The organism is Kribbella sp. CWNU-51, assembly GCF_054073265.1.
Map to the genome: position 1 here is coordinate 491470 of NZ_JBSXMZ010000007.1, position 21150 is coordinate 512619.

General features: G+C 68.9%; 25 protein-coding genes. 9 read left to right on the forward strand and 16 right to left on the reverse strand.

The window, feature by feature from the left end:
- The first annotated feature begins 50 nt into the window (after window positions 1-50).
- From ACXC9Q_RS10715 to ACXC9Q_RS10735, 5 genes are all read left to right on the forward strand, one after another.
- Entirely contained in the window at window positions 51-572 is a 522-nt protein-coding gene (locus ACXC9Q_RS10715; RefSeq protein WP_457056316.1) for a helix-turn-helix transcriptional regulator, read from the forward strand.
- Window positions 569-1252 carry an ABC transporter ATP-binding protein gene (locus tag ACXC9Q_RS10720; protein WP_457056317.1) on the forward strand — a complete coding sequence of 228 codons (684 nt, stop codon included), beginning with the start codon at window positions 569-571 and terminating at the stop codon, window positions 1250-1252. Before ACXC9Q_RS10715 ends, ACXC9Q_RS10720 begins: the two co-directional genes overlap by 4 nt.
- Window positions 1252-2568, forward strand: coding sequence for a hypothetical protein (locus ACXC9Q_RS10725; protein ID WP_457056318.1), 1317 nt, complete (start codon window positions 1252-1254; stop codon window positions 2566-2568). Before ACXC9Q_RS10720 ends, ACXC9Q_RS10725 begins: the two co-directional genes overlap by 1 nt.
- Entirely contained in the window at window positions 2568-3185 is a 618-nt protein-coding gene (locus tag ACXC9Q_RS10730; RefSeq protein ID WP_457056319.1) for a CDP-alcohol phosphatidyltransferase family protein, read from the forward strand. The genes ACXC9Q_RS10725 and ACXC9Q_RS10730 overlap by 1 nt, the downstream gene beginning before the upstream one ends.
- 103 nt (window positions 3186-3288) lie before the next feature.
- The gene (locus tag ACXC9Q_RS10735) at window positions 3289-3777 is read left to right on the forward strand and encodes a hypothetical protein (protein ID WP_329482676.1); all 489 of its coding nucleotides are present in this window, start codon (window positions 3289-3291) and stop codon (window positions 3775-3777) included.
- Between the two features lie 11 nt (window positions 3778-3788).
- Here the strand turns inward: ACXC9Q_RS10735 and ACXC9Q_RS10740 are convergent, their stop codons facing one another.
- On the reverse strand, window positions 3789-4664 hold the full coding sequence (locus tag ACXC9Q_RS10740) for a phosphoribosylaminoimidazolesuccinocarboxamide synthase (protein WP_457056320.1): 876 nt from the start codon (window positions 4662-4664) through the stop codon (window positions 3789-3791).
- Window positions 4661-5746 (reverse strand): FAD-dependent monooxygenase, encoded by a 1086-nt coding sequence (locus ACXC9Q_RS10745; protein WP_457056321.1) that lies wholly within the window; start codon window positions 5744-5746, stop codon window positions 4661-4663. The genes ACXC9Q_RS10740 and ACXC9Q_RS10745 overlap by 4 nt, the downstream gene beginning before the upstream one ends.
- Before the next feature lie 53 nt (window positions 5747-5799).
- Here ACXC9Q_RS10745 and ACXC9Q_RS10750 point away from each other — a divergent pair, with 53 nt between their 5' ends.
- Complete coding sequence (locus tag ACXC9Q_RS10750) at window positions 5800-6402, forward strand: TetR/AcrR family transcriptional regulator (RefSeq protein WP_457056322.1); 603 nt, start codon at window positions 5800-5802, stop codon at window positions 6400-6402.
- On the opposite strand, the gene ACXC9Q_RS10755 is transcribed toward ACXC9Q_RS10750, so the two are convergent.
- From ACXC9Q_RS10755 to ACXC9Q_RS10800, 10 genes are all read right to left on the reverse strand, one after another.
- Window positions 6386-6808, reverse strand: a complete 423-nt coding sequence (locus ACXC9Q_RS10755) for a hypothetical protein (protein WP_457056323.1) — start codon at window positions 6806-6808, stop codon at window positions 6386-6388. The genes ACXC9Q_RS10750 and ACXC9Q_RS10755 overlap by 17 nt on opposite strands.
- A 230-nt stretch (window positions 6809-7038) precedes the next feature.
- Window positions 7039-7740 (reverse strand): hypothetical protein, encoded by a 702-nt coding sequence (locus tag ACXC9Q_RS10760; RefSeq protein WP_457056324.1) that lies wholly within the window; start codon window positions 7738-7740, stop codon window positions 7039-7041.
- A 16-nt stretch (window positions 7741-7756) separates the two neighbouring features.
- A complete protein-coding gene (locus ACXC9Q_RS10765) occupies window positions 7757-9850 on the reverse strand; it encodes an ArnT family glycosyltransferase (protein WP_457056325.1) in 2094 nt (697 codons plus the stop codon).
- A gap of 1 nt (window position 9851) precedes the next feature.
- Window positions 9852-11084: a glycosyltransferase gene (locus ACXC9Q_RS10770; protein ID WP_457056326.1), complete on the reverse strand. Its 1233-nt coding sequence runs from the start codon at window positions 11082-11084 to the stop codon at window positions 9852-9854.
- Window positions 11085-11153: 69 nt separating this feature from the next.
- Window positions 11154-11546 carry a hypothetical protein gene (locus ACXC9Q_RS10775; protein WP_329482684.1) on the reverse strand — a complete coding sequence of 131 codons (393 nt, stop codon included), beginning with the start codon at window positions 11544-11546 and terminating at the stop codon, window positions 11154-11156.
- A 1-nt stretch (window position 11547) separates the two neighbouring features.
- Entirely contained in the window at window positions 11548-11904 is a 357-nt protein-coding gene (locus ACXC9Q_RS10780) for a hypothetical protein (RefSeq protein ID WP_457056327.1), read from the reverse strand.
- 3 nt (window positions 11905-11907) lie between these two features.
- Complete coding sequence (purB, locus tag ACXC9Q_RS10785; protein ID WP_457056328.1) at window positions 11908-13344, reverse strand: adenylosuccinate lyase; 1437 nt, start codon at window positions 13342-13344, stop codon at window positions 11908-11910.
- Window positions 13345-13370: 26 nt separating this feature from the next.
- Window positions 13371-13805, reverse strand: a complete 435-nt coding sequence (locus ACXC9Q_RS10790; protein WP_457056329.1) for a glutaredoxin domain-containing protein — start codon at window positions 13803-13805, stop codon at window positions 13371-13373.
- Between the two features lie 81 nt (window positions 13806-13886).
- A complete protein-coding gene (locus tag ACXC9Q_RS10795; protein WP_457056330.1) occupies window positions 13887-14807 on the reverse strand; it encodes a hypothetical protein in 921 nt (306 codons plus the stop codon).
- Window positions 14804-15376 (reverse strand): RNA polymerase sigma factor, encoded by a 573-nt coding sequence (locus tag ACXC9Q_RS10800; protein WP_457056331.1) that lies wholly within the window; start codon window positions 15374-15376, stop codon window positions 14804-14806. The genes ACXC9Q_RS10795 and ACXC9Q_RS10800 overlap by 4 nt, the downstream gene beginning before the upstream one ends.
- A 256-nt stretch (window positions 15377-15632) precedes the next feature.
- Between ACXC9Q_RS10800 and ACXC9Q_RS10805 the strand changes: the two genes are divergently transcribed.
- Window positions 15633-16217, forward strand: coding sequence for a hypothetical protein (locus ACXC9Q_RS10805; RefSeq protein WP_457056332.1), 585 nt, complete (start codon window positions 15633-15635; stop codon window positions 16215-16217).
- 67 nt (window positions 16218-16284) lie between these two features.
- On the opposite strand, the gene purD is transcribed toward ACXC9Q_RS10805, so the two are convergent.
- The 3 genes from purD to ACXC9Q_RS10820 all read right to left on the reverse strand — a co-directional run bounded on the left by purD (window position 16285) and on the right by ACXC9Q_RS10820 (window position 19121).
- Window positions 16285-17562, reverse strand: coding sequence for a phosphoribosylamine--glycine ligase (purD, locus tag ACXC9Q_RS10810; protein ID WP_457056333.1), 1278 nt, complete (start codon window positions 17560-17562; stop codon window positions 16285-16287).
- 124 nt (window positions 17563-17686) lie between these two features.
- A complete protein-coding gene (locus ACXC9Q_RS10815; RefSeq protein WP_457056334.1) occupies window positions 17687-18586 on the reverse strand; it encodes an alpha/beta fold hydrolase in 900 nt (299 codons plus the stop codon).
- Between the two features lie 55 nt (window positions 18587-18641).
- Window positions 18642-19121 (reverse strand): DUF3237 family protein, encoded by a 480-nt coding sequence (locus ACXC9Q_RS10820; RefSeq protein WP_457056335.1) that lies wholly within the window; start codon window positions 19119-19121, stop codon window positions 18642-18644.
- A gap of 160 nt (window positions 19122-19281) precedes the next feature.
- On the opposite strand from ACXC9Q_RS10820, the gene ACXC9Q_RS10825 reads away from it, so the two are divergent.
- Complete coding sequence (locus ACXC9Q_RS10825; RefSeq protein ID WP_457056336.1) at window positions 19282-19425, forward strand: hypothetical protein; 144 nt, start codon at window positions 19282-19284, stop codon at window positions 19423-19425.
- A gap of 33 nt (window positions 19426-19458) precedes the next feature.
- On the opposite strand, the gene ACXC9Q_RS10830 is transcribed toward ACXC9Q_RS10825, so the two are convergent.
- Window positions 19459-20157 carry a hypothetical protein gene (locus ACXC9Q_RS10830; RefSeq protein ID WP_457056337.1) on the reverse strand — a complete coding sequence of 233 codons (699 nt, stop codon included), beginning with the start codon at window positions 20155-20157 and terminating at the stop codon, window positions 19459-19461.
- Window positions 20158-20239: 82 nt separating this feature from the next.
- On the opposite strand from ACXC9Q_RS10830, the gene ACXC9Q_RS10835 reads away from it, so the two are divergent.
- Window positions 20240-21091: an SMP-30/gluconolactonase/LRE family protein gene (locus ACXC9Q_RS10835; RefSeq protein WP_457056338.1), complete on the forward strand. Its 852-nt coding sequence runs from the start codon at window positions 20240-20242 to the stop codon at window positions 21089-21091.
- The last annotated feature ends 59 nt before the right edge of the window (window positions 21092-21150 follow it).

The following is a 21150-nucleotide window of genomic DNA, read 5'->3' on the forward strand; positions in this document are numbered from 1 at the left end:
GCATCGCGGACTATTCACTCAGTACATACACGCAGTGTATAGTCGCTGCCATGGCAACCGCCGAGCTCGTCCTGGGGCTGCTTTCCACCGGCCCGGCACACGGGTACGACGTGAAGCGCGGCCATGACACGTGGTTCCCGGACAGCCGGCCGTTGGCGTTCGGGCAGGTGTACACGACACTCGGCCGGCTGGAGCGGGACGGACTCGTCGAGGTGGTCGACAAGACCTCCGGCGGCGGCCCGGACCGGACTGTCTACGCGCTGACGACCAAGGGCCGCGACCACCTCACGGACTGGCTCAGCGACCCGGTGCCACCGGCCTGGGGCAGCGCGGACGAGGTACTGCGCAAGCTCGTCGCGGCGATCCGGACCGGTGGCGATGTGGCGGCGTTCCTGGCCCGGCAGCGCGCAAGCCACCTGCGCCGGATCCGTGAATTACGAGAGACGCCGGCCGAGGACGACCCGACCTCGCCGCTGGTCCGCGAGTACATCGTGGCCCACCTCGACGCCGACCTGCGCTGGCTCGACAGCGCCCTCGAACGCATCTCCGAGCAGAAAGGAGCTCGTCCATGAGTACGTCGCAGCCGGTGCTGGAGCTGGACGGCGTCGAGTACTCCTACCGGCGCAACACAGCGCTCAAAGGCGTGTCTCTACAGCTCAGGCCCGGTGAAGTGGTCGCCGTGACCGGCGCCAGTGGGTGCGGCAAGTCGACCCTGTTGCACTGCGCAGCCGGCATCCTCAGTCCGGATGCGGGGACGGTCCGAGTGGACGGTCAGGATCTGGCTGCTCTTCCGGAAGAGCAGCGCTCTCGGTTGCGCCGTACGAAGGTTGGCATCGTGCTGCAGTTCGGCCAACTGGTTCCTGACCTGCCGATGATCGACAACGTCGCGCTCCCGCTGCTCCTGGACGGTCATGAGCGCGGCGAGGCGCATCTGAGTGCGCTGGACTGGCTGAAGCAGGTAGGGATCGCTGACGAGGCGGATGCGGTTCCGGCTGAGCTGTCCGGTGGTCAGGCGCAGCGGGCCGCTGTGGCGCGCGCTCTCATCACCGGACCGTCCGTCGTTCTGGCGGACGAGCCGACCGGCAGCCTGGACAGCCGCGCCGGGCAGGAACTGCTGGAGGTGCTGCTGCAGGCTGCGCGGTACCGCGGAGCCGCGCTGCTGATGGTCACGCACGACAACCTCGTCGCGGCCTCGGCGGACCGGGAAATCAGACTGCGCGACGGCCTGATCCAGCACGAGGTGACGCTCTGATGACCCTTGAGACGCTGGTGCGACTGGCCCGCTCGCGGACGCCCGCCGACCGCGGCCGGATACAGCTGGCCACGATGGCGTTCGGGCTGAGTGGAGCATCCCTGCTCGGGGACTTCCGGATCGCCCGGCTGGGCAAGGGCGAGCTGCCGGAAACCGTCTACAGCAACTACATCGCCGAGACCGGACTGCGGTCCGGATTGCTCGCGATCCTGCTCATCCTCGCCGTGCTCACCGCAGGACTCGCCGTCCAGGCGTTGAGGCTCGGTACGGCGGCACGCGAACGACGACTGGCGGCACTGCGACTGGCCGGGGCCTCGCGGAAGCAGGTGCGACAGCTGTCCGTGACTGACGGAGCCATGGCGGGGTTGGCCGGCGGACTCCTCGCGGGGCCGATCTATCTGGTGCTCAGCTTGCTGCTCGGAGCGCTGCCGCGGATCGCCCAGATCCTGCCGGGTGTGGAGGTGCTGGACGCGCTGAGCTGGATTCCGGTGGTGGCGATGATGACGGCAGCTGGTGCGGTCATCGGCAGTCTGCTGCAACGCGATCAACCCCACGAGGAGCCGCCGGCCGACCAACGCCGTACGGGAATCATCGCCGGACCGGTGATGGTCGTCCTCGGGCTGCTCACCTCCCGCTACCTCGGGTACGTCGCCTCGACGGTCCTGATCGCCGGACTGGCCTTGCTGTTCCTGAGCGCCTCCGCAGTGTGGATCAGGGCCATCGGCCGGCGGCTCCAGCGATCCGGTGACCCGGCCAATCTGCTGACCGGCGTCCGTCTGATCGCAGACTCCCGGCCGTCGTCGCGGATGAGCGCTCTGCTGGGCTGCTGCGGATTCCTGGTCGGCACCCTGGCCATCGCGCTGGTGAGCGCGCTGACCGAGCCGAACGCGGCGACCGGGAGCTTCCTCGCCACCGGGTTCGGGCTGGGCATCGCCAGCGTGCTCCTGCTCGCGGTGACCGCGATGGCCGCCCTCGTCGTCGGCGTCGCCGACCAACTGGTGGACCAGCGCCGCCAACTCGCCTCTCTCACCGCACTCGGGGTGGACGAGCGGTTCCTCCGCCGCGTCATCCGCCGCCAGTTGACCGCGGTCGCCGCACCCGCACTCGCCGGCGGCCTCCTGCTGGGCACGATCATCGGCGTCGGCCGGATGTCCGGCGGCGCGGTCGGTCCGCTCGACCCGCGCACGTTGCTGACCGCCGCCGGACTGACTGCCGCGGGCTGGCTGCTCAGCCACCTCGGCGCCGTGGCCGCCGGCTTCCTGCTTCGCAACCAACTCCGCGACGCACTCGACCCCGAAAACCTGAGGGCCGCCTAATGAGTTCAATGCCGCTCGTGGTCCGGCCGGCGCTCCTGTTGGGCGTTCCGAACCGGATCACCCTGGTCCGCACCGTCGTTGCGATGGTGATCGCCGCGATCGCGTTCCGCACCGGCATGCTCAGCTGGCTGGTGATCGGGTACGCCGCGTACTGGCTGGGCGACATGGCCGACGGCGCGGTGGCGCGCTACCGGAACGAGGAGTCCGTCGCCGGTGCGGTGTTCGACATCGTCTGCGACCGGGCGTGCTCGTTCCTGTTGGCGGCCGCGTTCATGTCCACGTTCCCCGCGACCATCGGGCCGCTGGCGATCTTCCTGGTGCAGTTCGGCGTACTGGACACGATGCTGTCGCTGGCGTTCCTGCTCTGGCCCGGCACGCTCAGCCCGAACTACTTCTACAAGGTGGACCGGCCGATCTGGATCTGGAACTGGTCCAAGCCGGCGAAGGCGATCAACACCGCGGCAGTGGTGCTCTCGCTGATCGTCGCGCACCAGACCGGCGCGCAGTGGCTGCCGTACTCGATCGCGATCGCGGCGTGCGTGGTCAAGGTGGTCTCGTCGTACCGGCTGACCGCGATCCTGCGTGGACGGCGGCTCGCCGTACCCAGCCAGCCGTGACTGTCAAGGGGGCGACGGGCCGGCTCGGGTGGGACCCTGGTTCACCCCGGGTGTGGGGCTGAGTTGCGTGGCAACGTTGGCCGCGGCGCATAGCCTCGGGGGCATGTGGGTCTGGCAGCTCGTGCTGGCGGTGGGCTTCGGGATCGGGTCCGCCGTCGTACCGGTGCTGAACGCGGAGGCGTACGTCCTCGGCGTCGGCGTCTCCGGCGCGCTGGACCCGGTGGTGGCCGCGATCGGGATCTCGATCGGGCAGACCATCGGCAAGGTCGCGATGTTCCTCGCGGTGCGCTACCGGCCGGGGTACGCCGCCCGGAAGACGAAGGAGCCGAAGCCGGTCAACCTCGGGACGCGCTGGGGCCGGTTCGTGCAGTGGAACCGCGAGGTCAGCAAGCGGCTGCTCGACGCGATGAGCGATCGCCGCTGGGGTATCCCGGTCACGCTGCTGAGCGCCTTCGTCGGCATCCCACCCCTGTACGGCGTCGCCCTGATCGGCGGCGCCTCCCGGATGGGCGTCCTCACCTTCAGCCTGTCCGTCCTGGCCGGCCGAGCCGGCCGCTTCGTCCTCCTGGCCCTGGGCGTCGGCCTCTTCTAGCTCCGTTGCCTTCAGCCGTTGAACTTGCGGCCGGTCAGCTGCTCGTACGCATCGATGTAGGCACTTCTGGTGCGTTCGACCACCTCGTCGGACAGGGGCGGCGGAGCTTCACCGGAGTGACGGTCCCAGCCGGAGTCGAACCGGAGCCAGTCACGGACGATCTGCTTGTCGTACGACGGCTGCTGCTTCCCCGGCGCCCACTGGTCAGCCGGCCAGAACCGGCTCGAGTCCGGCGTCAGCACCTCGTCGGCCAGCACGATCGTCCCGTCCGCCCGCGCACCGAACTCGAACTTCGTGTCGGCCAGGATGATCCCGCGCTCCTCCGCCATCGCCCGCGCCCGGATGTAAAGGGCCAGCGTCAGGTCCCGCAGCGCAGCGGCAGTCTCCGCGCCGACGGTCGCCACGACAGCGTCGTACGAGACGTTCTCGTCGTGCTCACCGAGGTCGGCCTTGGTCGCCGGGGTGAAGATCGGCTCGTCCAGCCGGGAGCCCTCGACCAGCCCGGGCGGCAGCGGGATGCCGCAGACCGCGCCGGTGGCGTTGTAGTCGAGCAGACCGGAGCCGCTCAGGTACCCGCGAGCGACGCACTCGACCGGGAACATCGCAAGCCGCTCACACACCACTGCGCGACCCGCGACTTCGGCCGGTACGTCGGTCGACAGGATGTGGTTCGGCATGTCCAGTTGCTCGAACCACCACAGGCTCATCGCTGTGAGCACCTTGCCCTTGTCCGGGATCGGCGGCTCCAGGATCCAGTCGAAGGCACTCATCCGATCGCTCGCGACCATCAGCAGATCGCCGGACTCCAGCTCGTACAGGTCCCGGACCTTGCCGGAGTGGACATGCTTCGCACCGGGGATCTCGGGCGCCTGCGGAAGTGTGGTCACGAACGCGATTGTTTCACCTTGCTCTTCGGCTTCCGCAGGGACACCAGCTTGCCGCCGAGGGCGAACAGTCCGTTGCGGATCGCGCACACCACCGGGTTCTCCACCTGGGCGACCCGGCCAAGACCCCGGGACCGCTTGACCAGCTTGGTCGTCGCGGGGCGGCGCTCGGCGTCGTACCGAGCGAGAGCAGTGATCAGATCAGTGCTCTCGCCGAGGTGCCGGGCGAGGGCGCCGGCGTCCTCGATCGCCGAGCATGCACCGCGCCCGAGGTTCGGCGTCATCGCGTGCGCCGCGTCCCCGAGCAGCACGACCCGCCCCTGCACGAACGGCACGAGCGGCAACGTCAGGTCGTAGATGTCGTTCTGCAGCACCTTGTCCGAGCCGGCCAGCAGCTTCGGGATCGGGTCGTGCCACGTCCGGAACGCCGTCGGCTCACTCCGAGCACCGGCGGGCTGGTTCGCCGTCGCGTACCAGTAGTAGCGACCGTCGATCAGCGGCACGAACCCGAACAGTTGCCCCCGGCCCCAGGTCTCCCCGCCACCGTCGTCGATGTCCACGTCCGCAATCCCGCGGTACGCCGTGTACCCGGAGTACCGCGGCCCTTCGTACGCCGGATACAGCGTTGTCCGGATCGCGCTGCGGATCCCGTCCGCGGCGATGACCAGGTCGGCCCGGAGGTCGTCGTTGATCGTCACGCCGGTGTCGTCCTGGGTGATGGTGGTGACGTCGTACCCGGTGCGGACCGTGACGGGCGGACCGAACTCGGCCGTGATCAGCTCGTGCAACTGCGCCCGGTGGATCATCACCGGGATCTCGACGCCGAGATCGGCCGCCGCGACAACCCATCGGCCGTCGGGCTTGCGCATCCCGGCCGGCTTGGAGACCGCGGACGCCTTCTCGACACCCTTCACCCCGAGCTCCTCGAGAACGGCGACCGCCGATGGCCAGACCGAGATCCCGGCTCCTACCTCACCCAGCTCCGGAGCACGCTCCAGGACTGTGACCTGCCACCCGCACCGTTGCAGCGCGACGGCCGCCGTGACCCCGCCGATGCCCGCTCCCACCACGATCGCCGTACTCATGGCTGGAACTCTACATCTGTAGAGTCCCGTTGGGAAGTGCGAGACTGACCGGCGTGACGAAGCAGGTTCCGCTGGGCGCGGATCGCCGGGACGCCATCGCCGACGCCGCGATCCACCTGGTCGCGACCCGAGGCCTGCGCGGCCTCACCCACCGCGCGGTCGACGCGGAGGCCGGCCTCCCGCCGGGCTCGACGTCCTACTACCTCCGCACCCGCAACGCCCTCCTCACCGCCTGCGTGAACCGCATGCTCGCCCGAGACGTCAGCGCCGCCGCACCCGCCGACGCACAGGCGTCAAGTGGTGTGGGCGTGCAGCCGGTGGAGTTGTTGGTGGGGATGACGGTCGGGCTGGCGCGGGATCGGCCGGACGATCTGGTCGCGCGGTACGAGTTGTCGCTGGAGGCGAGTCGTCGGCCGGAGTTGCGGGCCGCCATCGATGCGGGCGGACGGCAACTACGTGCTCTGCTCGCACAGTTGCTCGACGGGGTCGGCGTACCAGATCCGTCGGAAGCGGCTTGGCCGGTCGCCGCGATGATGGACGGACTCCTGTACGACCGGGTCGCCGGGGCGGGGGCAACGCTCTCACCAGAAGCGTTCGAAGCCGGCGTACGGCGTTCTGTCACCGCGCTGATCGAAGGGCTCAGAACCGGTCGGTGATGATGACGAAGGTGAAGTAGCAAACGCCGAGGAGCATGCCGACGTGGCCCAGGACGGACAGGCCTGCGCCGGAGCCCCACGCGTCGCTCTGCTTGTCCTCGGAGTGTTTGCCGCCGCTGGGAAGCCAACGGGCCAGGAGCAACAATCCGATGACTGTCAGCAGCCACCATCCGGCCAGTACGACCAGGGCGATCCCGCGGTGACCGGTGACCAGGGCAACGACCCAACCAAGCAAGGTGAAGACACCGACGACAGTGTGCATGCGCAGCAGGGCGGCTGAGTACCCGTGCCGGCCGGCGCCGTGACCGGTGCCGTCGACAACGGTGCCGCCGAGGCGAACGCGCGTCAGCAGTACGACGACCGCACCGAGGGCGGTCAGGAACCAGGTGACGTTCGACCATTCCACGCCCTCATCCCTACCCCACCCCACTACCTGGCGAACCGTCTTCGCGTGTCGTAATCCTCCGTCGCGACAGTCCGTTCCACTTGGTGGACACTCCCAGCCCCCTTGTGCACCCATCAACCACCTGCGGGCCCTCTAGATGGTTGCCCCGTGCACAAGGTGGGGTTGGGCGCCGCGCGGTGCCCGGCGGGCCGAGTGTCCGCTCGGGGCCCGCCGGGCTGCTTTTGCGAGGGTCAACTGGTCTGGGCTTGACCGTTCTGCGTGCCGGTGCCGGGCTGAGTGCCCTGCCCCTGCTGCCCAGGAACCGTGCCCTGCCCCGTGCTCCCCTGGCCCGTGCTCCCCTGGCCCTGGCCGGGGAACGTGCCCTGGCCGGTGCTGCCCTGGCCCTGGCCGGTGTTGCCTTGGCCGGTGTTGCCTTGACCGGTCGTGCCCTGACCGTTGCCCTGTCCCGGGAAGCGGCCGAAGCCGCCACCGCCTGGACCGCCGAACTGGTTCTGCTGCGTCGAAGTCCCGTCCCACGAGTGGCCAACCGCCATGCCACCAAGGAACGCCAGCACCGCAAGCAACGAACCTGCTCCAGCCAACACCACATTGCTCGGCCGCCCGCCGCCCTTCCCGGCCCCCTCAGCCGCCGGCGCCGCGCCAGCCGCACCCGCAGAAGCCGCGGCCCCCGGGCCGTACTGCGGACCGGGCCCGTCGGTCGGGTCGGGCAAGGCGCCCGGGGTGTACTGCGGGCCAGGGCCGGCGAGGGGTGGGGGTGAAGCAGCGCCTCCGCCGGACTGCGGTGCGGCGCCCGCGCCGTACTGCGGGGCGGGGTTGGCGGCGGACTGCGGTGCGGCGCCTGCGGCTTGCTGCGGGCGGGGGCCGACCGCGCGCGCCGCTTGCCACTGGGCCTCCGGAGTGCCGCCTGGATTGGAGGTGGGGTTTTGCGTCATAGGTGTGCTCCGGTTCTTAGCTTGTGGTGTTGGTGGTGAGGTCGTAGACGGTGGTGTTGCCTACGGTTTGGGACTGGAAGTTCTCGGATACCCAGGTGGAGATCTCGCTGGAGGTGCCGCCGCGGGCGCCGCCGAAGCCGCCTCCGCCGCTGCCGATGAAGTAGTGGATCTTGCCCTGGGCAACCAGTTGCTTGAACTCGGTCAGTGAGGGCGCCGGGTCGGTGCCGTTGAAGCCGCCGATCGCCATGATCGGTTCGCCGGACGCGATCTGCAGCGGCGCGGCGCCGTTCGCCGTGACCGCCGCGGCCGCCCAGGTGTAGCCCTTCGCACCCTGCTGCAGCAGCGTCACCAAGTCAGTCGACACTCCGCTGATCCCGCCGCCGCCAAGGAATCCACCGACTCCACCGCCGCGCGCACCAGGCCCAGTCGTCCCGGTGCCGGTAGTCCCCGGCACACCAGTCGTCCCGTTGCCGGTCACCCCGTTCCCAGTCGCCGGCCCACCCGTCGTCCCGTTGCCCGTCGTACCGTTGCCCGTCGTACCGTTCCCGGTCTGCCCAGGCGGCGTACCCATCCGGCCACCAAAGCCACCACCAGGCCCACCCCGCATCCCGCCGGCCCCAGCCGGCCCAGCGGACGGCAGTGCACCTGTATGCGCCGTGCTGATCGTCGACAGCGAGTACGCCGTCGGCCCGGCCAGCGCGCTCACCGTGAGCAGCGCGCCCGCGAACAGCCCGGCCCGCCGAGCCGCCGTCCGATGCAGCTTCAGCTCCGGCAGCAACACCAGCGCACCGGCCGCCATCACACCGGTCAGCAGAACTATCCACCGCAACCACGGCTGCCACGTCGGCGTCTGGTTCAGCAGCGCGAAGCTCCAGCCGGCCGTCAGCAGGATCCCACCGGCCAGCGTTGCCCGCGGCAACCACTGGTCCCGGCGCCGCCAGAGCACAGACATCGCCGCGCCGATCAGCGCCCCGATCGCCGGCGCCAGCGCGATCATGTAGTAGCTGTGGATGATCCCCTGCATGTAGCTGAAGACCAGCCCGGTCCCGACCAGCCAGCCACCCCACAGTACGGCGAACGCCCGCGTCCGGTTCGTCCGCGGAGCCTTGCCCGCAGCAACGACCAGGACGATCGTCGCGAGCAGAGCAGCCGGCAGCAGCCACGCGATCTGCGACCCGAACTCACCGCCGAACAACCGCTGCACACCGGCCGCGCCACCCCACCCGGGGTTGCCCTGTCCGCCGCCGACGGAGCCGGTCTCGTTGCCGCTCAACCGCCCGAGACCGTTGTACCCGAGCGTCAGCTCGAGAATGCTGTTCGTCGACGACCCACCGATGTACGGCCGTGCCGACGCCGGCAGCAACTCGACGATCGCGACCCACCAGCCGGCGCTGACGATCAGTGAGACCAGCGCCAGGGCACTGTGGACCAGCCGCTTGCCCAGCTTCGGCTTCCCGGCGATCAGGTAAGCCAGACCGAAGGCCGGCAAGATCAGGAACGCCTGCAGCATCTTCGTCAGGAACCCGAACCCGGCCAGCGCCCCGGCCAGCATCATCCACCGAGCCGCATGCTGCGACGAGTCGATCGCCCGCGTCACCGCCCAGGCACCGGCGCACAGCAGCAGGATCAGCAGCGCGTCTGGGTTGTTGAACCGGAACATCAGGACGGCGACCGGCGTCAGCGCGAGGATCGCACCGGCCAGCAAGCCGGCGTTCGCGGAGAACCACCGCCGCACCGACACGTACACGAACCCGACACTCGCGACGCCCATCAGCGCCTCCGGCACCAGCATGCTCCAGGTGTTGAACCCGAAGATCCGCCCAGACAGCCCCATCACCCAGAGCGCCGCCGGCGTCTTGTCCACGGTGATGAAGCTCGACGCGTCGAACGACCCGAAGAACCAGGCCTTCCAGCTCGTCGACCCGGCTTGCACCGCGGCCGCGTAGTACTCGTTGGCGTATCCGTTCTTGGACAGTCCCCACAGGTACGCGATCGCGGTCAGCACCAGCAGCCCGCCGTACAGGACCTTGTCGCGGCCGATCGTGTAGTGGGTACTGATCGTCCGAGCACGGCGTGGTGTCGCCTGGACGGGGTCGGTCAGGATTGCCATGTCAGTTGCTCCGGGTCTGGTCGAGAACCGCCGAGGGTTCGAAGGCGGGCAGGGTGGGCGCGTCGTCGTCGAAGACCCACGCCTGGAAGAGGCTGAACCGGACCAGAGTCGCGGCCAGGTTCGCGATGGTGAGGACGGTGATCTCCACCGCCTGCTGCGGTACGGCGATCGCCGTGTGCAGCAGCCACAGTGAGCACGCGGTCAGACTCCAACCGATGCCGAAGGCAACGAGACCGCGCAGCTGATGGCGCCATCGGTTCTCCAGACCACGGACCCCGAAGGTGATCCGCCGGTTGAGAGCGGTGTTGCCGACGGCGGTGATCATCAGCGCCAGGACGTTCGCGACCTGAGCCGGCATGCCCTGCCGCAGCACGAGATAGAGCAGTGCGTACGCCGCGGTGCTCAGCACGCCGATCGCACCGAACCGGAGTACGCGCGCGGCCATCGCCGTCCGAGGATCGAGGATCCGCGGGCGACCGTACTTCTCGCGGATCGGCTCGAGATCGATCCGGCCGCGGCCGAGACCGCGCATCAGCCGCGAGATCCCCCGCAGATCCTCGCCGACCGTCTTCGCGATCGCGACTCGCGAGTCCAGATCGTCGACCCAGTCGACCGGTACCTCGTGGATCCGCAGCCCGGCCTTCTCCGCGAGGACCAGCAGTTCGGTGTCGAAGAACCAGTTGGTGTCCTGGATCAGCGGCAGCAGTTCCCGCGCGACGTCGGCGCGGATCGCCTTGAACCCGCACTGGGCGTCGGAGAAGTGTGCACTCAAGGTTGCCCGCAGCAACAGGTTATACGAGCGGGAGATGAACTCCCGCTTCGGCCGCCGGACCACGCGGGAGCCGTTCGACAACCGGGTCCCGATGGCGACATCGCTGTGCCCCGCGAACAGCGGTGCGACCAGCGGCAGCAGCGCGTTCAGGTTGGTGGACAGGTCGACGTCCATGTAGGCGAGCACGTCGGCCGTGCTCTCGGACCAGACCTGCTTCAGCGCTCGGCCGCGCCCGGACTGCTCGAGCCGGACGATCCGGACTCCGGACAGCTCGGTGGCGAGCAGCATGCCGATCTCAAATGTCGCGTCCGTGCTTCCGTTGTCCGCGATGCAGACCTCGGCCGGAAACGGGAAGGCGGTGTCCAGGAACGCTCGCAGCCGCCTGATGTTCGGACCGAGGTCGTGTTCCTCGTTCTTGACGGGTACGACGATCTCGACCCGAGGATGACCTGGTATCTGCATGCCACCGATGCTGTCCGGTCAACCTGAGTCAGCCCCTGCGCAGGGCTGGCAGTTTCCTGGCAGTGTGAATCAGCTGGTACGGCGCAACCAGAGCAGGCCCAGCACCGGCAACACCACCGGCACGAACCCATAACCCTGGCCGAAATGCGACCAGACGGTGGCGTCCGGAAAGTCGTCCGGCACGGCGTAGCTGAAGGCTCCGATGGCGAGGACGCCGACCAGCTCGACACAGATCGCGACCGTCGCGACCCGGCGCGAGACCTTGGTTGCCTTGGCCAGCGCAAAGGTCGCCGCGCAGTAGATGACCGCGGCAACGGCCGACAGGATGTACGCGATCGGCGCGTCACTGAACTTGGTCGCGATCTGCACTCCGGCCCGAGCGGTGGCGGCTAGCGCGAAGACGCCGTACACCGCGATCAAGATCCGGCCGGGCCCATGCCTGGTCGCCTCGGGGTCCGTCATCTCACGCCGTCCAGATCTCGTGCAGGCGGAGTTCGATGACCGGGATCACCAGGCAGGCGACCGCGAGTGCACCGGCGCCCCACCGGCTGCTCTCGGCCAGCGCCCAGAGCGCGCCGATGGGCAAGATGAGCAGCGAGCCGACCAGGTACCCGATGAAGAACGGTCCCGAGACATCCCGGGAGGTCTGCGCCAGCTGCACGATGCCGATGACCAGCTGGGCCAGGAGGCCGACCTCGACCACCCCGAGGACGCCCAGCAGCGGCCAATCGATCCGCTTGTCGCGCGCTGCTAGCACAACGGCGTACACCATCGCGGCAAGGGAGAGCGCCACCAGCGCCCACGTGAGCGGTTCGAACACGAGCTAGAGAATGTCACCCGGCGTGTAGGCGGCGGCCTCGGGGTGGCGTTTCGCGAGTTCGTCGATCTGGGCGACGACGGTGTTCACCTGGGCGACCGCCGCGCCGGTGAAGGACAGGGGCTCGCCGACGATGCCGATGATCTGCTCCTCGGTAAGGCCGAGGCGGCCGTCCGCGCCGAGCCGGTGGAACAGGTCGTTCTCCGCCAGGCCCTTGCGCAGGTCCAGCGCGGTAGCGACCGCGTGCTCCTTGATCACCTCGTGCGCGGTCTCCCGGCCGACGCCATTCTTGACCGCCGCCATCAGCACCTTGGTCGTGGTCAGGAATGGCAGGTACCGCTCCAGCTCCCGGCTGACCACGGCCGGATACACCCCGAACTCGTCCAGCACGGTCAGGAACGTCTCGAACAACCCATCCAGCGCGAAGAACGCGTCCGGCAACGCAACCCGCCGTACGACGGAGCAGAAGACGTCACCCTCGTTCCACTGGTTGCCGGCCAGCTCGCCCGCCATCGAGGCGTACCCGCGCAGGATCACCGCGAGACCGTTGACCCGCTCGCAGGATCTGGTGTTCATCTTGTGCGGCATCGCCGAGGACCCGACCTGGCCCTCCTTGAAACCTTCGGTGACCAGCTCGTGCCCGGCCATCAGCCGGATCGTGGTCGCCAGACTCGACGGCGCCGCGGCGAGCTGCACCAGCGCCGAGACGACCTCGTAGTCGAGGGACCGCGGGTACACCTGCCCGACGCTGGTCAGCGTCCGGCTGAACCCGAGGTGGGAGGCGATGTCGCTCTCCAGCTTGTCCAGCTTCGCCGGGTCGCCGCCGAACAGGTCCAGCATGTCCTGCGACGTACCGACCGGGCCCTTGATGCCACGCAGCGGATAGCGCTCGAGCAGTTCCTCGATCCGCGCGATCGCGACCAGGAGCTCGTCGGCCGCGGAGGCGAACCGCTTGCCCAGCGTGGTCGCCTGCGCGGCGACGTTGTGCGACCGGCCGGTCAGCACCAGCGCCGCGTGGTCGGCCGCCTTCTGCCCGAGCCGTACGGCGGTCGCCACGGCGCGATCGCGGACGAGCTCGAGACTCGCCCGGATCTGCAGCTGTTCGACGTTCTCGGTCAGGTCCCGGCTCGTCATGCCCTTGTGGATGTGCTCGTGCCCGGCGAGCGCGCTGAACTCTTCGATCCGCGCCTTCACGTCGTGCCGGGTGACCCGCTCGCGGGCCGCGATCGACTCCAGGTCGACCTGGTCGATCACCCGCTCGTAGTCCTCGACGACACCGTCCGGCACGTCGACCCCGAGCTCCTTCTGGGCCTTGAGCACCGCCACCCACAGCTTCCGCTCGAGCACGATCTTGTGCTCGGGCGACCACAGCTGCGCCATCGACAGACTGGCGTACCGGGAGGCGAGAACATTGGGGATCCGGGGCTTGCTGGGCTTCGACACCCCTCCATTCTCCCCGGTCTCGCCACCTACTCCACCACCGGTCCAGCCCGCAGTCGCTCCCGCACCCATCGGGGCCCGGGATTCACCCGGCTCACTCCGTCGACCACCACGGTCGGAACCGTCTCGTTGCCGTCTGCGACCGCCCGCACCGCCGCGGCGGCCTCGGAATCGGCCCAGATGTTGACCCAGGACGCTCGACCGGCCGCACCGATCAGCACCAACCGCAGCCGCAGGCAGTACTGGCACCCAGGTCGCCAGTAGACGATGGGTTTGCCCCCGACAGCCGCCTCGGCCGCGCTCACCGATCGCGGGAACACCAGCGGCGAGAACAGGAACGCGAGCACGACGAACACCGCCAGCTGCACGACGGCGGACTTACCGGACCCGCCGTACGCAGACCACCCTGCCAGCGTGACGCCGATCACCAGGGCAAGCAGGGCGAACTTCCAGCTGCGCAGCACCCCACCATCCTCGCAGCCAAGACCACCGGCTGCCGCCCCGGTTCGCGAGGTGCAACGAACCGGGGCCGCACGGGAGCTTCGTCAGGGCAGGTAATTCCAGGCGGTGGCGCGGACGCAGGTCTTCGGGTCCGGCATGCCGGGGGCGGGGTGCTCGGTGGAGAGATTCAGGTGTTCGATGTCCTTCAGGGCATTCGGGCCGCCGCTCCAGCCCATGAAATACTTGCCGGTGGGATCCACCGAGCACCGGCTGTCACGGACCCGCCTCTCCCCGACGGTCTTCGGACCGGTGTAGATCAACGCGCCGCTCGCGTCGTACGCGCGGATCACGTACTCCTGCGGTGTGTTGTCCGTGCGCTTCGCCGCGAACGGCACGTAGGGCACCGACGCGTAGAAGAACCCGTGCTCGAGCTCCGCCTCGTACGCACGGCCGCCGTGTGGGGTGATGGTGATGCGAGCGATTCCCTCGACGTACGCCCCGAGCCCCGCGCCGGCCATCGTGACCGGCTCGACCATCGGGTCACCCGACGCCCTCCGCATACCGGTCATCCGCTTGCCCTTCGCGTTGTATCCACAGATGTTCCAGCCGCGGAGCGCCTGGTACCGGGCGAATGTGGTCGCGACGGCGTTCGCCTGCGGCTGCACGACGCGGAGTCCGTCCAAGGGTTTCGCCGGAGGACTGTAGGTCTGGTTGTTCGTGCACTCTCGGAGCAGGTCGGCCTGTTCCGCGGCGGGGACCGGGGCGAAATCCGTGCGGATGCCCATCGGCGGAGGCGTCGGCCGGCTCGCTTGTCCGGCCGGGCCGGCCGACTTGTCGCTGCGCAGCGACGGTACGGCGATCGCGGCGCCGACGACGAGGACGACCGCGGCGGCCGCAGCCAGGGGGACGAAGCGGCGGCGCCGACGGGGTGCGGCGGATTCGTGGTCGACGATGGCCATCAGCTCGTGACGTTGACGGGTTCGGGTAGCGGCGGACAGATCCCGCTCCGGCGGCAGCGTGTTCATGACTGGTTCTCCACAACAGACGGAAGATTGAGTTCGCGCAGGCGCTTGCGAGCGCGGGAGAGGCGGGACTTCACGGTGCCGATCGGGACGTCGAGTGCGACGGCTGCGGCGGTCTGATCCAGGCCGGCCCAGACGCAGAGCTCGATGATCTCCCGCTCCTGGCGGGGCAGGTGCTTCAGCGATGCGCGGGCGGCCCGGATCCGCTCGTCATCGTGGATCCGGCCCACCACGTCGTCAGCGTGGTCGCCGATCTCGGCGGGCAGCCGTTCCGCCGCGGCCAGTGCCCGGCGGTACCGGAGTTTGGAGCGCCAGTCGTTGCGGACCGTGTAGTCGGCCGTTCGCAGTAGCCAGGGCAGGGCCGACTCACGGTCGAGCACCACCTCGGACCGCCGCCGCCAGGCCTGCAGGAACACCGCCGAGGTCAGGTCCTCGGCGTCGCTCCAGGAAGCGGTACGCCGATACAGGAAGTTGTAGATCGCCCGGGCATGCCGGTCGTACAGCTGCGCGAACGCCTCGGCGTCGCCCTCCGCGGTCCGGTCCCACAGACGCCGGTCCGAACTACCGGACACTCTCACTCCATCCTCGACGACCAGCAGGCCGCTCACGACTCCACACCGCTGCGCATCCGCGCTCCCTTCCCGACACGACTGCCTTGCACTCCTCTTGTGTCGGGAACGGCGGAAGGGTTCCCGACTGCTTCGGGTCCATCGGCCTACGGATCAGGGCCGTTCGGTGCATAGCCGCGACGGGCCGCCGGCTGAACACTCGAAGTAGCACCCCCTCAACACTCAGCAGCCGCACCCCGCGGCTTGAAAGGAACCGATCATGCGCCGCAAGACGTTCGACGCGCTGCTCACCTCTGCCGGGCTCGTCCTCGCGATCGTCCTGGTCGCAGCGGGCGGTCTCATGCTGTGGGCACACAACTTCGTCGACGACCAGGTCCACAGCCAGCTCGCCGCACAGAAGATCTTCTTCCCCAAGGCGGGCAGCGAATCTCTCAACGACCCGGCCGTCAAGCCCTACCTGTCCCAGTACGCCGGCCAGCAGCTGGTGACCGGTGCGCAGGCCGAGGCCTACGCCAACCACTTCATCGCGGTCCACATCAACGAGATGGCCGGCGGCAAGACCTACTCGCAGCTGTCCCAGGAGTCGCTCGCCAACCCGACCGACGCCAAGCTGGCCGGCCAGGTGCAGACCGTCTTCCGCGGTGAGACGCTGCGTGGCATGCTGCTCAACGCCTACGCCTTCGGGAAGATGGGCGAGATCGCCCTCATCGGCGCCATCGCCGCCTTCGCGGCAGCCGGGCTCCTGCTGATCCTGTCGGCGCTGGGCGTCGCCCACCTGCGGCGGGTCCCCGCCCAGGCCGAGCTGATGCCGAAGCTGAGCGGCGCGGAACCGCGCATCGCCTGACCCAGGCAGAACGGAACCGCCGACCCGTCCCGGGGCCGGCGGTTTCTTCATGTCCGCCCACGGAGGCTCAGACGGTGACCTCGCCGCGCGCGGCCTTGAGGGCGATGTCGGTGCGGTGCTGGGAGCCCTTGATGCGGATCTGGCCGACCGCGGCGTAGGCGCGCTGCCGGGCCTCGTCGAGGTCCTTGCCGGTGGCGCTGACCGCGAGGACCCGGCCGCCCGACGTCACGAGTTCGTCGCCGTCGAGCGCCGTACCCGCGTGGAAGACGCGGACCGCGTCGGCCTCGGCCTGGTCGACACCGCTGATCACATCACCGCTGCGCGGGCTGGACGGGTACTTCTTCGCGGCGACCACGACCGCCACTGATGCAGCGCTCTGCCAGCTCAGTGGTCCGTGATCGGCCAGCTTCCCGGTCGCGGCGGCGTACAGGAGGCCGGCGAGCGGGGTCTTCAGTAACGGGAGCAGGGCCTGCGTCTCCGGGTCGCCGAAGCGGCAGTTGAACTCGATCACCCGGACACCCCGCGAGGTCAACGCGAGACCGGCGTACAGCAGGCCGCTGAACGGCGTACCGCGGCGGCGCAGCTCGTCGATCGTCGGCTGCAGCACGTTCTCGGTGATCTCGGCGACCAGGTCGTCCGGTGCCCAGGGCAACGGTGTGTAGGCGCCCATGCCGCCGGTGTTCGGGCCCTCGTCGTTGTCGCCGAGGCGCTTGAAGTCCTGGGCCGGCTGCATCGGCAGCACGGTGGTGCCGTCGGTGATCGCGAACAGCGACACCTCGGGGCCGTCCAGGTACTCCTCGATCAGGACCTGCTCGCACTCGGCGGCATGCGCCAGCGCCTCGTCCCGGTCGGAGGTGACCACGACCCCCTTGCCCGCGGCCAGGCCGTCGTCCTTCACGACGTACGGCGGCCCGAACGCGTCGATCGCCTCCGCCGCCTGCTCAGGCGTCGTACACACATAGGCCCGGCCGGTCGGCACGCTCGCCGCGGCCATCACGTCCTTGGCGAACGCCTTCGAGCCCTCGATCTGGGCGGCGTCCCTGGACGGGCCGAAGACCGCGATCCCGGCATCCCGCAGCGGATCGGCCAGCCCGGCCACCAGCGGCGCCTCCGGTCCGACCACGACCAGGTCGGCGCCGAGCTCCTTCGCCAGTGCGACTACCGCATCGTGGTCGGAAATGTCCACTGAACGGCAAACGATCGTTTGCCCGTCGTACGCCGGGCGCAACACGGCGATGCCAGGGTTACCCGGGGCCGCCACGACCTGCTCGACATCGGGGTCCTGGGCCAGCGCCCAGACCAGTGCATGCTCGCGGCCGCCGGAGCCGATCACCAAGACCTTCACGGGCCATCAGCCTAGCGTGCTCCGGCTGGAGGGACCCCGGGCGGTGTCAGACTGCGCTTTCACTAGAGGGTAAGCGCTTGACTACAAGCACCGCACCCGCGCGCCGGCGCCCGCCCCACGACCGCTACTTCGCGGTGCGCTCCGAGCGGGCCCGGCCCAGGAAGTCGACGACCAGGTCGGTCGTCGCCTGCGGCTGCTCTTCCGTGATCCAGTGGCCGCAGTCCGGGATGACCGCGTCTTCGACGTCATCGGCGACACACCGCAGTACTGCACCGATGCCAGGGCCGAAGGTGGCTTCGCCACCAAAGGCCAGGACCGGCATCTGAAGCTTGCCCTGGGCAAGGAGCTTCTCGTTGTCGTCCGCATCTTGGCCGAACGCCAGGAACTGGGCAAAACTCGCTCGCATCGCGCCGGGCTGCGCATAGAGCGCCGCATAGTGCTCGCGCTTCGCTTCGTCGAACCGCGTCGGGTCCACGGAGAGTTCGTTCCAGAAGCGGTCGAGATAGATGCGCTCGCGTCCGGCGACCAGGCGCTCCATGTCGTGACCACCGAAGCCGAAGTGCCACATCGCCGGATCCTGGGTGATCTGATCCCAGGGCCCGATGCCAGGCAGCGGCGCATCGATCGCCACCCATCGGCTCACCCGCTCGGGGTGGGTGGCGGCGACTGCGTAGCCGACCATGATGCCGATGTCGTGCGTCATCAGTTCGATCGTCTGCACACCCAGGGCGTCCAGGACGCCCCAGATGTCCGCCGCCTGATTCTTCTTGTCGTAGCCGCCCTCAGGCTTCGACGAGAGGCCCAACCCCCGCAGGTCGGGCGCGACAATCGTGCGGTCTTCGATGAGTGCGCTCGCCAGATGACCCCACATGTCGCCCGTTGTGCCGAAGCCGTGCAGCATGACGACCGCTGGACCATGCCCGCCGACGCGTACGTGGATCCTGGCGCCGTTGGTTTCGATCTCACGCGTCTGCATGCCGGCCGGGAAGGGGTAGATGCCATCCTGGTGTCTGTTGTCGTTCATCGCTGTACTCCGGGTTTGAAGGGAACATGGTTCCGACGGCGGGGCATCGAGTCGGTTATTCGACGATGTACACGGCGAAGGAGACTCCGTCGGGCTGGCGGCCGGCGACGACGGTGAACACACCGAGGTTGAGCCAGTTCAGCTCCGGTTGAGTGGTTTCGATCTGTGCGCTGGCGCGGAAGACGTACTCCGAGGGGTCGACGTCCGCGCCGGCAGCCAACCGGGCGAGCACCTCGGGCGGTCCGTGGCGCACCGCACGCATCTGCAGGTAGAGGTTGGCTCCGGATGCGGCGTGCAGGCCCATGCGGATGTCACCGACGCTGGATCCGTCCGGGTTGATCGTCTGCCAGTCGCCGCTGACGCCGGGCACAACGCTCCCGGTCAGTTCCGGGCCGGTGAAGGTGCCGCCGACGTGAGGCACGATTCGATGCCGCCGGCCGTCGGGGGCCCGTCCGAGATCGAGGGGCGTGCCGATGACCGCCTCGATCTGGAAGACCAGCCGAAGCTTCGGGGGTGGCAGTGGTGCGGTGGTCATGATGTGAACCTCTTACTAAACGAGAAGATCGTGTCGGACCGTAGACGATCTCTTGACCAAGGATCTCGTTCTGGACGGCAGATTCGAAGGACCTTTTGCCTACCAGCTGGGAGCTCAAAACTCATATCTGCCGAGCTTTACCTCCCATAGAATGGCGGTCTTGGAGCTGCGTCAGTTTCGCTACTTCCTCGCAGTCGCCGAGGACCTGGCCACGATCCGGCGCGGATCCGGACCGAACGCTTCGGCGGGACAGGCACATGACGTCGTACGGCGACAGCGGTCCTGCTGTGACCACGGCAGTTGACTGGGCTCAGCGTTGATCGATGGGCGGGCCGAGCTACGGGCCGGTCTTGCGGGCGTCGGCTGCGGCTAGTCCGGCGCGCATGGCGTCCCGCACCTCGGGCTCCCAGGGGCCGGTGGCGGTCAGCGGGATCTCGGTCATGAATCGCCGGTCGGCCTCGGGGATCCGTGCGACAACGAGATCGGGGTCGTTGGCCACGGTCGCGTAGAGGGTCGGGCCGTCGGCGCCGAACAGGTCTATGGCCACAAGTCGCCCATCCGCTGCGCGCATGACGTTTTCGGGATTGTCGTCCAACTCAGATCTGAACCAGGGCAGCTCTGCCCGGGCCTGCTCATGGATCCGGCGTACGACATCAGCCAGCTCAGCAACCTCCGGCTCCCGCTCGGCGATCGCCCGGTGGAACGCGACGGCCTCGGGCTCGGGGACGGGTTGGAGCCATTCCATGATCTGGAGGTCGCCGCCACCTGCCAGCCGACGGTGCGCGAACAGTTGCGGGACCTGCCGAGTGTGCGCGGCCTCTCGATACAGTGCCACGGAATACAAGCTGGCCGGATCGAACGGGCTGATCCGCGCCACGGCCGTGCCTTCCGGTGAGCGCAGCGCGATCGCCCAATCCCCTGCCCCGCATCGGGTCCACCCCGCCGCGAGAAGCGTCTGCTCCGCGTCCCGGTGATCGGCTTGCGCTTCCAGTTGAGCGAGCGTCTCACGGTGAGGGTCACCCTCCTCCGACGTCATGGCGCCGAGCATAGCCAGCCGGGTCCTTGTCGATCTCGGCATTTCTCGTTCGTGTAGGGGTAAAGACGGAAGGAGTTGTGTGATGACCGAGGTCTTGTTGACAGGGCTTGTGATTGGCGAGTCGGCGCGGTGGCATGACGGGCGCTCGTGGTGCTCGAACTGGGGGACGCAGGAGGTCCTGGCAGTCGACGCGACCGGGCGTCGGGAGGTAATGGCTCGGGTGCCGACTACTCTCCCGTTCTCCATCGACTGGCTGCCGGACGGCCGGCTGCTGGTGACCTCCGGTCAGGAAGGGCTGCTCCTGCGCCAGGAACCCTCCGGCGAGTTGGTGGTCCACGCGGACGTCTCGTCGTACGGCAGTCTGAACGAGCTCGTCGTCGACGGCCGCGGCAACGTCTATGTGAACGGCGGCTGCGACTTCCACCCCGATGCAGGGGAACGCCCCGGCTTCATCCTGCTGATCACGCCCGACGGTTCGATACGTCGCGTGGCCGACGAGCTCGCATTCCCCAACGGCATGGTGATCGCGCCCGACAACGAGACCCTCGTCATCGCCGAATCCTTTGCCCGCGTGCTGACGGCGTACGACATCTCCGCGGACGGCTCGCTGTCGAACCGCCGCGTCTGGGCTCCGCACACCGGCGACGGCATGGTGATGGACGCCGATGGCGCCATCTGGACACCCGGCTGGGCCGACGACGCCCCCGCCTGCCTCCGCATCGCCGAAGGCGGCAAGATCCTCGAAACCGTCCCGCTCGAACACGCCGGCTTCGCCTGCACCCTCGGCGGCCCGGACGGCCGAACCCTCTACATCCTCACCGCCGACTGGCACATGCAGGAGTCCTTCGAGTCCAACCTCGACCGCCTGCTCACCACCCCCACCGGCCGCCTCCTCACCCACCCGGCCCCGACCCCACCCGCCGGCTGGCCGTAAAGCCCTTCGATATCGGCAGATCCAGATGACTCACGATCGCGGACCGCAGGAACCGCGTG

What these genes read in the sequence shown, in the direction of transcription:
- ACXC9Q_RS10775 (WP_329482684.1), bottom strand. Translation starts at nt 11,546, where the DNA reads ATGACGGACCCCGAGGCGACCAGGCATGGGCCCGGCCGGATCTTGATC.
- ACXC9Q_RS10835 (WP_457056338.1), top strand. Translation starts at nt 20,240, where the DNA reads ATGACCGAGGTCTTGTTGACAGGGCTTGTGATTGGCGAGTCGGCGCGG.
- ACXC9Q_RS10715 (WP_457056316.1), top strand. Translation starts at nt 51, where the DNA reads ATGGCAACCGCCGAGCTCGTCCTGGGGCTGCTTTCCACCGGCCCGGCA.
- ACXC9Q_RS10730 (WP_457056319.1), top strand. Translation starts at nt 2,568, where the DNA reads ATGAGTTCAATGCCGCTCGTGGTCCGGCCGGCGCTCCTGTTGGGCGTT.
- ACXC9Q_RS10760 (WP_457056324.1), bottom strand. Translation starts at nt 7,740, where the DNA reads ATGACGCAAAACCCCACCTCCAATCCAGGCGGCACTCCGGAGGCCCAG.
- ACXC9Q_RS10815 (WP_457056334.1), bottom strand. Translation starts at nt 18,586, where the DNA reads ATGAACGACAACAGACACCAGGATGGCATCTACCCCTTCCCGGCCGGC.
- ACXC9Q_RS10720 (WP_457056317.1), top strand. Translation starts at nt 569, where the DNA reads ATGAGTACGTCGCAGCCGGTGCTGGAGCTGGACGGCGTCGAGTACTCC.
- ACXC9Q_RS10795 (WP_457056330.1), bottom strand. Translation starts at nt 14,807, where the DNA reads ATGAACACGCTGCCGCCGGAGCGGGATCTGTCCGCCGCTACCCGAACC.
- ACXC9Q_RS10830 (WP_457056337.1), bottom strand. Translation starts at nt 20,157, where the DNA reads ATGACGTCGGAGGAGGGTGACCCTCACCGTGAGACGCTCGCTCAACTG.
- ACXC9Q_RS10765 (WP_457056325.1), bottom strand. Translation starts at nt 9,850, where the DNA reads ATGGCAATCCTGACCGACCCCGTCCAGGCGACACCACGCCGTGCTCGG.
- ACXC9Q_RS10735 (WP_329482676.1), top strand. Translation starts at nt 3,289, where the DNA reads ATGTGGGTCTGGCAGCTCGTGCTGGCGGTGGGCTTCGGGATCGGGTCC.
- ACXC9Q_RS10745 (WP_457056321.1), bottom strand. Translation starts at nt 5,746, where the DNA reads ATGAGTACGGCGATCGTGGTGGGAGCGGGCATCGGCGGGGTCACGGCG.
- ACXC9Q_RS10770 (WP_457056326.1), bottom strand. Translation starts at nt 11,084, where the DNA reads ATGCAGATACCAGGTCATCCTCGGGTCGAGATCGTCGTACCCGTCAAG.
- ACXC9Q_RS10805 (WP_457056332.1), top strand. Translation starts at nt 15,633, where the DNA reads ATGCGCCGCAAGACGTTCGACGCGCTGCTCACCTCTGCCGGGCTCGTC.
- ACXC9Q_RS10725 (WP_457056318.1), top strand. Translation starts at nt 1,252, where the DNA reads ATGACCCTTGAGACGCTGGTGCGACTGGCCCGCTCGCGGACGCCCGCC.
- ACXC9Q_RS10820 (WP_457056335.1), bottom strand. Translation starts at nt 19,121, where the DNA reads ATGACCACCGCACCACTGCCACCCCCGAAGCTTCGGCTGGTCTTCCAG.